12 protein-coding genes are annotated in these 14,500 nt (G+C 69.3%); 8 read left to right on the forward strand and 4 right to left on the reverse strand.

The window, feature by feature from the left end; genetic code table 11:
* Positions 1–49: 49 nt before the first annotated feature.
* Positions 50–1,045, reverse strand: a complete 996-nt coding sequence (locus tag BM133_RS03620) for a Bug family tripartite tricarboxylate transporter substrate binding protein (protein ID WP_093431703.1) — start codon at positions 1,043–1,045, stop codon at positions 50–52.
* A gap of 49 nt (positions 1,046–1,094) precedes the next feature.
* Complete coding sequence (locus tag BM133_RS03625; protein WP_093431705.1) at positions 1,095–1,412, reverse strand: NIPSNAP family protein; 318 nt, start codon at positions 1,410–1,412, stop codon at positions 1,095–1,097.
* Between the two features lie 131 nt (positions 1,413–1,543).
* Here BM133_RS03625 and BM133_RS03630 point away from each other — a divergent pair, with 131 nt between their 5' ends.
* From BM133_RS03630 to BM133_RS03645, 4 genes are all read left to right on the forward strand, one after another.
* Complete coding sequence (locus BM133_RS03630; protein WP_093431707.1) at positions 1,544–2,722, forward strand: thiolase family protein; 1,179 nt, start codon at positions 1,544–1,546, stop codon at positions 2,720–2,722.
* 20 nt (positions 2,723–2,742) lie between these two features.
* Positions 2,743–3,132 (forward strand): Zn-ribbon domain-containing OB-fold protein, encoded by a 390-nt coding sequence (locus tag BM133_RS03635; protein WP_177224711.1) that lies wholly within the window; start codon positions 2,743–2,745, stop codon positions 3,130–3,132.
* Between the two features lie 76 nt (positions 3,133–3,208).
* Positions 3,209–4,177: a Bug family tripartite tricarboxylate transporter substrate binding protein gene (locus BM133_RS03640; RefSeq protein ID WP_177224712.1), complete on the forward strand. Its 969-nt coding sequence runs from the start codon at positions 3,209–3,211 to the stop codon at positions 4,175–4,177.
* A gap of 24 nt (positions 4,178–4,201) precedes the next feature.
* The gene (locus BM133_RS03645; protein ID WP_093431711.1) at positions 4,202–4,774 is read left to right on the forward strand and encodes a nuclear transport factor 2 family protein; all 573 of its coding nucleotides are present in this window, start codon (positions 4,202–4,204) and stop codon (positions 4,772–4,774) included.
* Between the two features lie 10 nt (positions 4,775–4,784).
* Here BM133_RS03645 and BM133_RS03650 read toward each other — a convergent pair whose 3' ends face one another.
* Positions 4,785–7,373: a CaiB/BaiF CoA transferase family protein gene (locus BM133_RS03650; RefSeq protein ID WP_256219045.1), complete on the reverse strand. Its 2,589-nt coding sequence runs from the start codon at positions 7,371–7,373 to the stop codon at positions 4,785–4,787.
* Between the two features lie 71 nt (positions 7,374–7,444).
* Between BM133_RS03650 and BM133_RS03655 the strand changes: the two genes are divergently transcribed.
* Together BM133_RS03655 and BM133_RS03660 are read left to right on the forward strand one after the other, a co-directional pair.
* Positions 7,445–8,443: a Bug family tripartite tricarboxylate transporter substrate binding protein gene (locus BM133_RS03655; protein ID WP_177224713.1), complete on the forward strand. Its 999-nt coding sequence runs from the start codon at positions 7,445–7,447 to the stop codon at positions 8,441–8,443.
* A 7-nt stretch (positions 8,444–8,450) separates the two neighbouring features.
* Complete coding sequence (locus BM133_RS03660) at positions 8,451–10,112, forward strand: AMP-binding protein (protein ID WP_093431713.1); 1,662 nt, start codon at positions 8,451–8,453, stop codon at positions 10,110–10,112.
* Here BM133_RS03660 and BM133_RS03665 read toward each other — a convergent pair.
* The gene (locus tag BM133_RS03665; RefSeq protein WP_177224714.1) at positions 10,033–10,941 is read right to left on the reverse strand and encodes a FadR/GntR family transcriptional regulator; all 909 of its coding nucleotides are present in this window, start codon (positions 10,939–10,941) and stop codon (positions 10,033–10,035) included. The genes BM133_RS03660 and BM133_RS03665 overlap by 80 nt on opposite strands.
* 83 nt (positions 10,942–11,024) lie before the next feature.
* Here BM133_RS03665 and BM133_RS03670 point away from each other — a divergent pair, with 83 nt between their 5' ends.
* Together BM133_RS03670 and BM133_RS03675 are read left to right on the forward strand one after the other, a co-directional pair.
* Positions 11,025–11,891 (forward strand): branched-chain amino acid ABC transporter permease, encoded by an 867-nt coding sequence (locus BM133_RS03670; protein ID WP_093431715.1) that lies wholly within the window; start codon positions 11,025–11,027, stop codon positions 11,889–11,891.
* A complete protein-coding gene (locus tag BM133_RS03675) occupies positions 11,891–14,476 on the forward strand; it encodes a branched-chain amino acid ABC transporter ATP-binding protein/permease (RefSeq protein WP_093431716.1) in 2,586 nt (861 codons plus the stop codon). Before BM133_RS03670 ends, BM133_RS03675 begins: the two co-directional genes overlap by 1 nt.
* The last annotated feature ends 24 nt before the right edge of the window (positions 14,477–14,500 follow it).

The following is a 14,500-nucleotide window of genomic DNA, read 5'->3' on the forward strand; positions in this document are numbered from 1 at the left end:
GCTCGGCCTGCTCGCCCCTTGCCCCCTTCGCCCGCGAGTTTGCGGAGGGTCACTCCGGCTGGATGTCCTTCGCCTTGATCAGCGCCTGGAAGCGGGCGCCTTCCTTGTCCACCAGCGCCCGGAATTCCGCGGGCGTGCTGCTCCTGGGTTCATTGCCCGAGCGCGAGAGGTTCTCGCGCAGCGCCGGGTCGCTGAGTGCGACCTTCATGCCCTCGGCCAACCTGGCGACAACCGGCTCGGGCGTGCCCGCGGGCGCGACCAGTCCGAAGAAGATCTCGGTGGTCATGGAGGGCAGTCCGAGCTCGGCCATCGTCGGCACGTCGGGCAGCGCCTTCTCGCGCCTGGGGCCCGTCACCGCGAGCGCCTTGAGCTTGCCCGAGCTGATCAGCGGCAGGTTGGACGACAGCGCATCGAACAGGAACTGCACGCTGCCGCCCATGATCGCGTTGGCCGATTCGGCACCGCCCTTGAAGGGCACGTGCAGCGCCTCGAAGCCGGCCTCGCTCTTGAGCAGCTCGCCCAGCAGGTGCAGGCTGCCGTTCACGCCATTGGAGCCGAAGCTCAGCTTGCCGGGGTTCGCCTTGCCGTAGGCGATCATGCCCTTCAGGTCGCTGAAGCCCAGGTTCGGCGCACACACCAGCACGAACGACGAGGTCGTGCCCAGGCTCACCGGGATCATCGTCTTCACGTCGTAGCCCGGGTTCTTGTAGAGGTAGGGCGCGATCGCCATCACGCTGTTGCCGACCCACACCAGCGTGTAGCCGTCGGCCGGCGCGCGTGCGGTCTGCTGCATCGACAGCGTGCCCGCCGCGCCCGCGCGGTTCTCGATGATGACCGGCTGCCCCAGCACCTTGCCCAGCTGCGCGCCCACCAGGCGCGCCGTGATGTCGGTGGTGCCGCCCGCACCGGCGCCCACGAAGATGCGGATCGGCTTGCCCGGATAGTGGTCCTGCGCCCACAGCGGCAGTGCGGCGGCGAGCGCCGCGGCGCCCAAGCCGCCTGCCACGAGGCGGCGGCGCTGGAAGAAGTCGATGCAAGAGGTCATGGTTGTCTCGTTCGGTTGTTGTGAAGACGGGGTGGGAAAGAAAAAAGCGTCAGCGGATCGGCGAGAACGGCGCGGGCACCAGCAGGCGGTTGGACATCGACTCGATCAGCGGCCGGATGCGCGCGAGATACACCTGCCAGGCCGGGTCGGCCGCGAGCTCGGCGCGCCGCTTCATGCGCTCGTCCAGTCCGTCATAGCCCCAGAGATGAACCATGGTGTTGAGGCCGCCGACCTCGGTGTGGAAGTACCCGAGCAGCCGCCCGAGGATGGCGCGCTGCACGGCCAGGCCTTCTGCCTCGTACAGCGCCAGGTAGTCCTGCGGTCCGTAGGGCATGCGAAGCACGTAGCAGCGTTCCTCGACGATCATTTTTCGGCGTTTTCCCGTGTGCGGCCGTGAAGGCCCGGATTGACAATTTTGGCCCATTAATTATATTGGTCAAACCATTAATCAACAACGCGAACGCCCCTTGGCGGGACCGGGGAGAACCCTGAATGGGAATGCTGGACAGTCGAGGCCTGGCCATCGTGGGCTACGCCGAAACCAAGCTCGTGCGGCGCAGCGGCCGCAGCGCGCTTTCGCTCGCAGGGGAGGCGGTGAGCCGGTTGCTCGAACGCACCGGCATCGAGCGCAGCCGCATCGACGGCTTCGCCACCACCTTCGCGATGTCGGAAGGGGGCAATCCGTTCTACAGCAACCTGATGGCCGAAGGGCTGGGCCTGTCGGTGTCGTGGTGCCAGGCCACCGACATCGGCGGTGCCTCGTCGGGTGGCAACATCATCCGCGCGGGCATGGCGATCGAGGCGGGCATGTGCGACATCGTGCTGTGCCTGGCCGCCGATGCGGTGACCACGCAGGACCGCTCGATGCAGTCGGGCCACCGCACCGAGTACTGCGACCCCGCGGGCTACGCGGGGCCCCTGAGCGCCTTCGCGCTGCTCAGCTCGGTGTACGACCACCAGTACGGCCTGCCGCACGACGCGCTCGCCAGGCTCGCGGTGACGCAGCGCAACGGCGCGCTGCTCAACGAGAACGCCTGCGAAGAGCTGCGCAAGCCGCTCACGGCGCAGGACTACCTGGACTCGCGCGTGGTGTCCGACCCGCTGCGCATCCTGGACTGCGTGATGCGCTGCGACGGTGCGAGCGCGGTGCTGGTGATGTCGACCCGGCGCGCCAGGGAGATGGGCTTCGAGAAGATGGTGCACCCGATCTCGTATGCCGAGCGCATCAACTTCGACCCGCGCGAAGAGGAGAGCACGAGCATCCTGCAAAGCGGCTTCACCGACGTGGGACCGCGCGCCTTCAAGGCGGCGGGCATGAAGCCCTCGGACGTGCACATGCTGCACTGGTACGACGACTTCCTGATCGCGCTGATCCTGCAGCTGGAGCAGACCGGCTTCTGCGCGCCGGGCGAGGGCGGGGCCTTCGTGCTCGCGCACGACATGGGCCATGCGGGCGAGTTGCCCATCAACACCGGTGGCGGCCAGATCTCGGCGGGGCAGCCCGGCCTGGCCGGCGGCGGGGTGAATCTCGTCGAATGCATCCGCCAGATGTTCGGCGAAGCCGGCGCGCGCCAGGTGCGGCGGCACGGCAACGCGATGCTCAGCGGCATCGGCGTGATCCCCTATGCGCGCAACTGGGGCACCAGCACCGTGATGCTGCTGGAGCGAGGCGCATGAGCGGCAGCAAAGGTACTTCCATGACCCAGGCACCCCACCATCCGACCGATATCGGCCAACCCTTCTGGGAAGGCCTCGCGCGGCGCCAGCTGATGCTGCAGTTCGATGCGGTGAGCGGCCGCGCGCAGTTCTACCCGCGCCCGCAAAGCCTCTACAGCGAAGCGGGCGTGCAATGGCGCGAGGCCAGCGGGCGCGGCACCGTCGCGGCGTTCACGCGCAGTCGCGTGTCGCCGCCGTACCTGGCCGACGCCGTGCCTTATGTGCTCGCGCTGGTGCGGCTCGAAGAAGGGCCGCGCATGCTCGCGCGCATCGCGGCGCCGTTCGAAACGCTGGCCATCGGCCAAGCCGTGGCCCTCGCGTGGGAGGCCACGGGCGATGCGCCGGCCTTTCCCGTGTTCAAGCCTGCATGACGCATCGGCAAGCGCGTCGGCAAACACGTCGGCAAGCGCGCCAGCAAAAGAAAACCAGAACCCCAGGAGACAACCCATGATTTCACGCCGCCACCTTGTGGCTTCCGCCGCGCTGGCCGCATTGCCGTTCGGCACGGCCCGCGCAGACAGCTTTCCGGGCAAGCCGATCCGCATCGTCGTGCCCTTTGCGGCGGGCGGCACCGGCGACCTGCTGTGCCGCACGATGCAGGAGCCGCTGCAGCGCTTTCTCGGCCAGCCGGTCATCGTCGAGAACCGGCTCGGCGCCAGCGGCTCGGTGGGTACGCAGCATGTGAAGAACGCCGCGGCCGACGGCTACACGCTGCTGCAGGTGGGCAACAGCACCGTCACCACCGCGCTCATGCAGAAGGCGGCCGGCTACGACGCCATCAGGGACCTCGCCGCGGTCGCGAACATCGCGACCACGCCGATGGTGTTTCTGCTGAACCCGGTGATCAAGGCCGACAGCATCGCCGAGCTCATCGCCTATGCGAAGCCGCGTCCGGGCGAGCTCGAATATGCCTCCGCCGGCCGCGGCTCGCTGGGGCACCTCACCAACGAGCTGTTCAACCAGATGGCGGGGCTGAAGATGGTCTACGTGCCCTACCAGGGCTCCTCGCAGGCCACCAATGCCGTGCTGGCGGGCGAAGTCAAGGTGGTCATCACCACGCCGTCGGACGCCATCAACGCCTTCGTGGCCACCGGCAAGCTGCGCATGCTGGGCGTGTCGTCGCCCCAGCGCAGCCCGCTGTTGCCCGGGGTGCCGGCCATCGCCGAGACGCTGCCCGGCTTCGGCGTGAACGCGTGGTTCGGGCTGGCCGCGCCGGCCGGCACGCCGCCCGCGGTGCTCGCGCGCCTGAACGAGGCGGTGAACAAGGCGGTGTCGGAGCCCGCCATGCAGGAGAAGCTCAAGCGCCTGGGCATGACGCCGGCGCCGGGCACGTCCGCCGCGTTTGCCCAGACGATCCGCAGCGACCAGCAGATCTGGATCAAGGTGATGCAGCAGGCCGGCCTGTCTCCCGAGTAACCGATCCAACGAAGGACAACCGACATGACCATGAACGACTACAGCCCCGAGCGCATCGCCGACCGCATGCAGACCCAGGACACCATGTACCGCTGGTGCCGCTCGGTCGACCGGCTCGACTTCGACGCGATGCGCCAGGTGTTCCATCCGGATGCGGTCGATCACCACGGCGCGTTCGACGGCGGCGTCGACGGCCTGGTGGACTGGATCGGCAACCGGCACCGCACCATCCCGTTCTCGATGCACGCGGTGAGCAACATGCTGATCGAGTTCGCGGGCCCCGACCTCGCGCTGGTCGAGAGCTACGTGCGCACCACGCAGCGCTACCCGGCCGAGGCCGCGGGCGCGCTCGCGCAGCTGGCAGGCGGCAAGCCGCCCGAGGGCGCGATGGACCTGCTGACCTGCTCGCGCTATGTCGATCGCTTCGCGCGCCGCAACGGCGAGTGGCGCATCCTGGAGCGCACGCTGGTGGCCGACTGGAAGCAGGTGGTGCCGGTGGCCGCCGACGCGCCCAAGCCCGTGCCCGGCTGGGCCTCGGGCCGGCGCGACCAGGAGGATTTCGTGTTCTCGGAGCGCCGGGCGCTGGGCCTGGCCTGAGCCTGCGGGTTCAGATCACGTCTTCCCGCGCGAACGTGCGGATGTCGGCGGTGGAATAGCCGAGCAGTTCGCCCAGGATGTATTCGTTGTCCTCGCCATAGAGCGGCGCCCCGCGCACGGGCAGGCCGCCCATGTGCGAGGGCGTCTGCGAGAGCCTGAACGGCATCTCCGCCACGGGCCACGTGCCGATGCGCCCGGCCGTCACCTCGGTCATCCATTGCTGCTGTGCGAGTTGCGGGTCGTGGTCGCAGCGGTCTTCGGCGGTCTGGCACACGCCGGCCGGCACGCCCGCAGCCTGCAGTTGCGCCATGCAGGGGTAGGGCTCCTGCGCTGCGGTCCAGCGTTCGACCTCGGCATCGAGCGCGTCGGCGTGCGCGATGCGCGAGGCGAGCGTGGCGAAGCGCGGGTCCGCCGCGAGCGCCTGCAGGCCGCTGGCGCGCACGAAGCCCAGCCATTCGTCCTGCGTGAAGCAGGCGATGGCGATCCAGCGGTCGTTGCCCGTGCAGCGATATGCGCCGTGCGGCGCCGCAGGCACGTACGGCGAGCGGTTGCCCGTGCGCTTGCATTCACGCCCGTTCACCGCCCAGTCGAGCACGTTCACGCCGCACACCATGAGCCCGCTCTCGCATTGCGAGGCATCGATCCACTGGCCTTCGCCCGTGCGGTGGCGGTGGTGCAGCCCCGCGAGGATCGCCTGCGCGAAGCTGTACGCGCCGATCCAGTCGAGGTACGAATAGCCCCAGCCGGCCGGCGGCGCGGGTTCGGGCAGGCCCGACATCTCCGACAGCCCGGTGAAGGCCGCGGCGATGGGCCCGACCGTGCGCATGCGCCCATAGGTGCCGTTCGCGCCCATGCCCGACTGCTGCACGTAGACGATGTCGGGCCGTATCGCCTTCATCGCCTCGTAGCCCAGGCCCCAGCGCTCCATCACGCCGGGCGAGAAGCCTTCGGTCACCACGTCGCACACGCGCACCAGGCGGCGCGCGATCTCGAGGCCGCGCGGATCGCGGATGTTGAGCGACAGCCCGCGCTTGCCCGCGTTCTTGTGGTTGAAGTGCCCGCCCATCTCCGGCAGGTCCAGGCCCGGCAGCGGACCCGTGGCCGCGCGCCGCGCATCGCGTCCGCCTTCGGGCGCGTTCGCGCCGAGGCGAGCGTCGGCATTGGCCTTCCACTCGACCTTCAGGCATTCGGCGCCGAGCGCCGTCACCATCCGCGTGCCGCCGGCAGAGGCGAGGAACCATGAGAAATCGAGGATGCGCACGCCCTGCAACGCGAAGGGCCGGCCGTGCGCAGAAATGCGCGGCGGCGTGTCCTGCGCCGCGGTGCGCGGCTGCACGGCCGCCTTGCGGCGCACCTCGTTCAACACCTCGGCCGTGTGCTCGCCCAGCGCAGGCGCGCGGCGGTGCGCCTGCCACGCCGTGGCCGTGCTCAGCCATTTGCCGGCGGGGTAGGGCAGGGCGCGGCCGAGCGCGGGATGGTCCAGTTGCGCATAGCTGCCGCGTGCCTGCCAGTGCGGATCGTCCAGGTTCTCGTGCGGCTTGCGCAGCGGTGCCCACATCAGGCCCTGCGCCTGCGCGGCCTGCCAGGGCAGGTCGCGGTAGAGAAAGCAGCGCACGAAGCGCTGCACCACCTCGAACACGTGCGCCTTGTGCTCGTCGAACGCCACAGCGCCGGGCACGTCGCGCTTCTTCGGGTCGCGCGTGCCGTCGGGCAACTCCAGGTCATGGGCCATGCCGTGGCTCTGCAGGAAGCGCACCACGCCGGCCTCGTCGCCCGCGGTCACCATCCAGCCGAGGTTCCAGCGTCCGTCCTTGGTCTGCGCGAGCGGGGTGGCGCGGTTGGGCAGTTCCGCCGAATGGCGGCAGGTCTGGCGGTACTGCGTGGCGGCGCGCATGACCCAGTTCATGAGGTCCATCTCGGTCGAGGTCGAGACGGCCGTGTGCACCGCGCACGAAACGTCCTGCCCGCGCCCCGTGGCATCGCGCGCGCACAGCGCCGCGAGGATGCCGACCAGCGCCTGCTCGCACGCGATGTGGCTCGCATGGAAGGCCTGCGGCGCGATGGGCGGCACGTCGTAGCGGCCGGTGGGGTCGGCGTCGTAGCCGCAGTTCATCATCACGCCGCCGAGCGCGAGGTGCACGATGTCGCTTGCCTTGAAATCCCTCCACGGCCCGCTGTCGCCGAAGGGCGTGATGCGCCCAGTGATCAGCGCCGGAAAGCGCTCGCCGAGGGCCGCGATGTCCATGCCCGTGGCGTGCGCGAGTTCTTCCAGGCGTCCGCACAGCAGCACGTCGGTGCCGTCCAGCAGGCGCAACAGCGCGGCCTTCCCTTCGGCAGCGTCGAGGTCGAGCACCACCGAGCGCTTGTCGCGGTTGTAGTTCCAGAAGTAGAGCGACTGCTCCGCGTCGGGCACGTCGCCCACGAAGGGCCCGATACGGCGCGAGGGGCTGCCGCCCGGCGGCTCGATCTTCACCACGTCGGCGCCCATGCCGGCGAGCAGCAGGCCGCAGTAGTCGCCTGTTTCGGCCGACATCTCCAGCACCTTCAGGCCATGCAGCGCACCCGACGCGCCCGCGGGTTGGAAGTTCGCTTTCGTCACAAAAGTCCAAATGTTGAATGGATGGACCAATTAGCGTACCATGCCTGCGACTTCGACAGGAGACAAAGACCATGAGTTCAATCACCCGGCGGCGCGCGATCGGCACCGGCCTCGCGCTGGGAACACTGGCGACGCTGGGCACAGGCCCCGCGGCGCTCGCGCAGGAAACTGATTACCCGCGCAAGCCCGTCACCATCGTCGTGCCGTTCACCGCGGGCGGCGCCACCGACCTGTCGGCGCGCCTCATCGCGCAGTTGCTCACCACGCAGCTGGGCCAGACCTTCCTGGTGGACAACCGCGCGGGCGCCAGCGGAATGATCGGCATGGCCGCCGTGGCGCGCGCGGCGCCCGATGGCTACACGCTCGGCTGGGGCGGCAACAGCCCGATGTCGGTCGCGCCCCACCTGGTGAAGAACCCGGCCTACGACCCGGCCAAGGCCTTCGCGCCCGTGAGCCTCGCGGCGATCTCGTCGTGGATCCTGGTCACGCGCCCCGACCTGCCCGTCAAGAGCGTGGCCGACCTCGTGGCGCTGGCCAAGAAGCAGCCGGGCAAGCTCACCTTCGCCTCGTCGGGCAACGGCAGCGCACCGCACCTGATGGGCGAACTCTTCAAGAGCGCCGCCGGCATCGACCTGCTGCACGTGCCCTACAAGGGCGAGATCGACGGCTTCAACGCCATGATGGCAGGGCAGGTCGACATGATGATGGGATCGACCTCGTCATCGCTCGCGCTCGTGAAGGCCGGCCGCCTGAGGGGCCTGGCCGTGACCACGCCCAAGCGCGACGCCGCGGTGCCCGACCTGCCGACCGTGGCCGAGGCCGGCGTGCCCGACCTCACCTTCGAGATCTTCTTCGGCCTCGTGGCGCCGGCCGGCACGCCGCCGGCCGTGGTCGACAGGCTCGCGGCCGCGATGCGCAAGGCCGTGGCCGATCCCAGCTACCGCGACGCGATGGAGAAGACCGGCATCCACGCGACCAGCAGTTCGCCCGCCGACTTCCAGGCGCTGCTCGCGCGCCACAACCAGCGATGGACTTCCATCATCCGCAGCAAGAACATCTCCTCCGACTAAGGCCCCTGTGAACTCGAACCTCGGCGCCGTGCGCGCGGACACCTACGCGTTGCGCGATCTCACCTTTCCCGCAGTCCTCCGGCGCCAGGCGCTGGCCCATCCCGACAAGGTCTTCCTCACCGAGACCGCAGGCGGCCGGCACTTCACCTATGCCGACGTCGATGCGTGGTCGAACCGCGTGGCCAACGCATTGGCCGCGCTGGGCGTGGCCAGGGGCTGCCACACGGGCGTTCTGATGGGCAATTCGGCCGAGCACCTCGCGGTGTTCCTGGGCATCGGCAAGCTGGGCGCGGTCTCGGTGCCGGTGAACACGGCCGCGCGCGGCGAGTTGCTGCGCTACTACCTCACGCAATCGGATTGCGAGGCGGTCGTCGTCGATGCCACGCTGGCCGACCGGCTCGCCGAGGTGCTGCCGCAGCTGCCGCTGGTCAAGCGCGTGGTGGTCGTTCGTGCGGGGCAGGACGAGGCGGCGGCACCGGCCGACATCCCGGCTTCGCCAGCCTACGACGTCGCCGACTTCGAAGCCTGCGTGGCCGCTGCGTCCGAAGCGCCGCAGGCGGCCGAGGTGAAATGCTCCGACCTGTTGATGCTGGCCTACACCTCGGGCACCACCGGGCCGTCGAAGGGCAGCATGCTCTCGCACGCGGCCGCGCTCACCTATGGCACCAGCGCGGCCGAGGCGCAGGGCTACCGCGAGAGCGACGTCTTCTACGTGTGCCTGCCGCTCTTTCACAATAACGCGCTGCTCGCAGCCACCGGCGCCGCGCTGGTGTGCGGTGCGTCGGTGGTGCTGTCGCGGCGCTTCTCGGTGTCCAGGTTCTGGGGCGAGATCCGCGGCTCACACGCGACCATCACCAACTTCCTGGGCGCCATGTCGAGCTTCCTGTGGAGCAGTCCGCCGTCGCCCGACGACGCGGACAACGACCTGCGCCTGGTGAGCATGGCGCCCACGCCCAAGTACGCGCGCGAGTTCGAGCGCCGCTTCGGCCTGAAGGCCATGAACAACTACGGCCTGTCGGACTTCGGCATGGTCACCTCGTTCACCGCCCACGAGCCGCCCGAGAAACTCGGCTCCATCGGCAAGCCGCGCCGGGGCTTTCGCGTGAAGATCGTCGACGAGGACGACTTCGAGGTGCCCGACGGCGAGGTCGGCGAGATGGTGCTGCAAAGCGACGACCCGTGGCGCGCCACCACCGGCTACTACAAGATGCCCGAGGCCACGCTGGCGGCCAGCCGCAACCAGTGGTTCCACACCGGCGACCGCGGCATGCGCGACGCCGACGGCTACCTGTGGTTCGTCGATCGCAAGAAGGACTGCATCCGCCGCCGCGGAGAGAACATCTCGGCCTTCGAGGTCGAGCAGATCATCGCCACCCACCCCGAGGTCGGCAATGCGGCGGTGTTTCCGGTCGCCACGCAGACCAACGACGAGGAGGTCTGCGCGGTGGTGGTGCGGCGCCCCGGCAGCACGGTGAGCGAGGTGGAGCTGGTTGCGCACTGCCAGCGCAACATGGCCTATTTCATGGTGCCGCGCTACATCCAGTTCCGCGATGCGCTGCCGACCACCGTGAACCAGAAGGTCGAGAAGTTCAGGTTGAGGAGCGAGTTCGAGCGCGACCTGTCGCAGGCTTGGGACCGCGAGGCGGCCGGGCTGGTGCTGGCGCGCTAGCCGCCGCTGCCGCCGTCGCCGGCACGCCCGGCGGCACACCGGCCGCCTTGACCATGTAGCCCTGGTGCAGCTTGGTGAGCGCCGAGGTCATTTCCTTGACGGCCTTCTCGGCATCGCGCTTGCGCAGGTGGCCGAGCAGACGGCGGCGCGAGGGCAGCGTGTAGGTCTGGTCCTCGGTCGGGCCAATGGCCTTCACGAACTGGCGCGTGATTTCCATGATGCCCTCGGTGGTCGCCAGCAGGATCGGGTTGTGCGTGGCCTTGGCCAGCAGCACGTGAAAGGCCTGGTGGTGCTTGGTGCGCTCCTCGAAGTTGCCGGCCTTGTCGCTTAGCGTGGCGAGCACGATGTTGTGTTCGAGCAGGGCGATGTCTTCGTCGGTCATGCGCTCGCAGGCCATGCGGATCACCGCCGAGCTCACCGAGACGCGCGCCTCGGTCAGGTGGTCGGGCGTGATCGCGCCCAGGAAGTACAGGTCGCGCATGCCGTTGACCACCGCGTTCGAACTGCCGGGCATCACGAACGCGCCGCCGGCCGAGCCGAGCTTGAGTTCGAGCAGGCCGCTCAGCTCCAGTGCACGCAACGCCTCGCGCATGGTGTTGCGGCTCACGCCGAACATCTGCGCCAGGTTGCGCTCGGGCGGCAGCTTGTCGCCGGGCTTGAGCTTGCCCTCGGAGATGTTGCGCCGCAGCTGGCTGGCAACTTCCTGGTAGATGCGCTGCGGGCTGATCGGCTCGATGCCGAAATCGGAAGGCGTGCCGGGCCGGGAAGACGCCGCGGTCTTGGGGGCAGCGGTTGCGGTGGTGGCGGAGGAGGTGCGTGAGGCTTTCATGGTCGCCATGTTAGTGAGGGTTCCTACGCATGCACCAGCCTCCGATAATGCGAGAATGGTTCGACCAATGATAGATTAGAACAATGCTCGACGCCATCCTCTCTCAAACGGTGAACGGGCTCGTGCTGGGCTTCCTGTTCATCCTGATCTCGATCGGCCTGTCGATCGTGTTCGGCCTGCTCGGCATCGTGAACGTGGCGCACGGCGCGTTCTTTGCGCTCGGTGCGTATTTCGCGCTGACGCTGCAGCAGCAGTTCGGCTGGCCGGCCGTGGTGCTCGCGCCCATCGGCGTGGGCATCGTCGGCATGGTGGTCGAGCGCGTGCTGGTGCGCCGCCTCTACGGCAAGGACCCGCTGATGACACTGGTGCTGACCTTCGCGCTGTCGCTGTTCATCGAGGCCGTGATCCGCACCGTGTGGGGTTCGGGCGCGCAGCCGCTCACGCCGCCCGCGGTGCTGTCGGGCTTCATCGAGTACGGCCCGATCCTCACCACCACGTACCGCGTCGCGGTGCTCGGCATCACGGTCGCGATCCTGGTCGCGCTGTGGGCCTTCCTTTCCTTCACGCCTTACGGCCGCATCCTGCGCGCGGGCAGCCGCGACCCGCAGATGGTGGGCATGCTGGGCATCAACCTGCCGCTGGTGCTCACGGGCGCGTTCGGTGTGGGCTGCATGCTGGCCGGCGCGGGCGGGGTGCTGGCGGCGCCGCTGTGGTCGGTCACGCCGGGCATGTCGGCGCAGGCCATCATGCCGGCCTTCGTGATCGTGACCATCGGCGGCCTGGGCTCCTATGGCGGCGCGGTGGTGGCGGGCCTGCTGGTCGGGCTGGTCACTGCGATGACGACGCAGTTCTACCCGCAGGCCGCGGGCGTGGCGATGTATCTGTTGATGGTGCTCATCCTGCTCGTGCGTCCGCGCGGGCTCTTCGGCGAACACTGGGAGCACTTCTGATGAAGAAACTTTTCGGGCACCCCGTGTGCCAGGTCGCGGCGGTGCTGCTCGTGCTGAGCTTCTTGACGCTGGTGACGCACCTGCCGCTCGGTCGCGTGACGCAGATCGCCATCTACGTGCTCTATGCGGCGGGCATCGGCCTGCTGGTGGGCTACCTGGGCCTGGTGCCCTTTGGCGGCTCGGTGTTCTTCGGCGTCGCGAGCTACGCCGCGGCGCTGTCGCTGCTGCACTGGTTCGGCGACATCAACGAGTTCGCGGGCCTGGCGTTCTCGGTGCTGTTCACGGTGCTGGTCGCACTGCCGGTGGGCGCGCTGATCCTGCGGCGCAAAGGCCTGTACTTCTCGCTGCTGAGCCTGGCGTGCACGCAGATTTGCTTCGAGATCGCCTACAAGTGGACCGACCTCACCGGCGGGGAGAACGGCCTGCAGCGCGTGCCGCGCCCGGTGCTCGATTCGGCGCTGGGCTTTCACGTGTTCGTGGTGCTCATGGTGCTCGGCACGCTGTGGCTCATGTGGCGCGTGGTGCATTCGCCGCTGGGCCGCCTGTTCCAGGCAGTGCGCGACAACGAGCAGCGCGCCGCGAGCCTGGGCTACGACGTCTACCGCGTGAAGCTCGCGGGCTTCGTGCTTTCCGCGGCCATCACCGGGCTGGCCGGCGGCATGCTCGCGCTCTTCATGCGCGGCGTGTACGCCAATCCGCTGAGCTGGGAGCACGCGGCCGATCCGCTGCTGATGACGGTGCTGGGCGGCATGCACCACTTCGTGGGCGCGATGTGGGGTGCCATTCTCTTCATCGTGCTGGAGGACCAGCTCGGCGCGCTGCTCAACAACTGGTGGCTGGTGTTCGCGCCCATCCTCATGCTGGTGACGCTGCTGGCGCCCGAGGGCATTCATGGGCTCATCCGGCGCGCCTGGGGCGGCAAGGGCTGGACGCTGGTGCGCGGCGGCATTCCGCCGCGGCCGGCACGCATCACGCCCTACGCGCCCGAGGCCGGCGCCGGCGCGGTCGCCAGCCGCGAGCCGCTGCTCACGGTGCGAGGCCTCACCAAGAAATTCGGCTCGCTGGCGGTGGCCTCGGGCTACGACTTCGACGTGCACCAGGGCACGCTGCACAGCTTCATCGGCCCAAACGGCGCGGGCAAGACGACCTTCTTCAACATGCTGAGCGGCGTGGTCGTGCCCGACAGCGGCCAGGTGCGCTTTCTCGGCCACGACATCACGCACCTGCCGATGCACAAGCGCATCCGCCTGGGCCTGGCGCGCTCGTTCCAGATCGTGAGCGTGTTCACGCACCTCACGGCGTTCGAGAACGTGCGCGTGGCGGTGCAGGCCACGCAGCCGTCGCCGCTGGCGATGTGGCGCGACGCGCAGGCTTCGCCGGCCGCGAACGACCGCACCTGGTCGATCCTCGAAGCCGTGGGCCTGGCCGACAAGGCGGGCGAACTCTGCACCGATCTTTCGCACGGCGAGCGCCGGCTGCTGGAGATCGGCATCACGCTGGCCACGCAGGCGCGCCTGCTGCTGCTGGACGAACCGCTCGCGGGCCTGGGCGAGGCCGACCGCGTGCGCGTGGCCGCGCTGATCCGCGCACTGGCGCGCACGCACGCCGTGGTGCTGATCGAGCACGACATCGACCGCGTGCTCGCGCTGTCCGACCGCATCACCGTGCTGCACCAGGGCCGGCTGATCGCCGACGGCAAGCCGGCCGAGGTGGCGGCCAATCCGGAGGTGGTGCGCGCCTACCTGGGCGCGCCGCCCGAGGGCATGAACGAGGCGGCCGCTGCGCGCGTTGCACGGCCCGCCTCGCCGCGGCTGCTGCTCGATGCGCGCGGCCTTGCGGCCGGCTACGGCGGCGGCCGCATCCTGGACGGCGTCGACCTGCGCATCGGCGAGGGCGAGGCGGTCGCGCTGCTGGGCCGCAACGGCGTGGGCAAGACCACGCTGCTGCGCGCCATGTATGGCATGCTGCCGGTGGACGAGGGCACGGTGCAGTGGGACGGCAAGCCGATCCAGAACCTGCGGCCGTTCGAGATCAACCGCCTGGGCATCTCAGTGGTGCCCGAGGGGCGGCGCCTGTTTCCCAACCTCACGGTGCTGGACAACCTGCTCATTGCCGTGCGCAAGGGCGGCATGCCGCTGGAGGAGATCTTCGAGCTGTTCCCGCGCCTGAAGACGATCCAGAAGTCGCGCGCCGAAAGCATCTCGGGCGGCGAGCGGCAGATGGTGGCCATTGCGCGCGCGCTGGTCGCGCCCAGCCGCCTCATCCTGCTGGACGAACCCTTCGAGGGACTGGCGCCCGCGGTGGTCAACGAGGTGATGGCGGCCATTCTCAAGCTGCGCGGCCGCGTGGCGATGGTGCTGGTGGAGCACCACGCGGAACAGGTGCTGTCGATCGTGGACCGCGCGGTGGTGCTGGTCAACGGCCGCGTGGCCTACGAGGGCGATGCTGCGCAGCTCGCGGCCGATGCGCCGCTGCAGGCGCGGCTGCTCGGCCTGGTCGATCCGCAGCAGCGCGAGGAAGCGGCCCAGGCCGCGACGCCCGGGCAGGACGCCCACGGCGCGCGCGCCACCGAGAGCGCCATCTGAAGCATTCGAAATCCCAGGAGACAA

This window comes from Variovorax sp. 770b2, from assembly GCF_900115685.1.
Lineage (GTDB): Bacteria > Pseudomonadota > Gammaproteobacteria > Burkholderiales > Burkholderiaceae_C > Variovorax.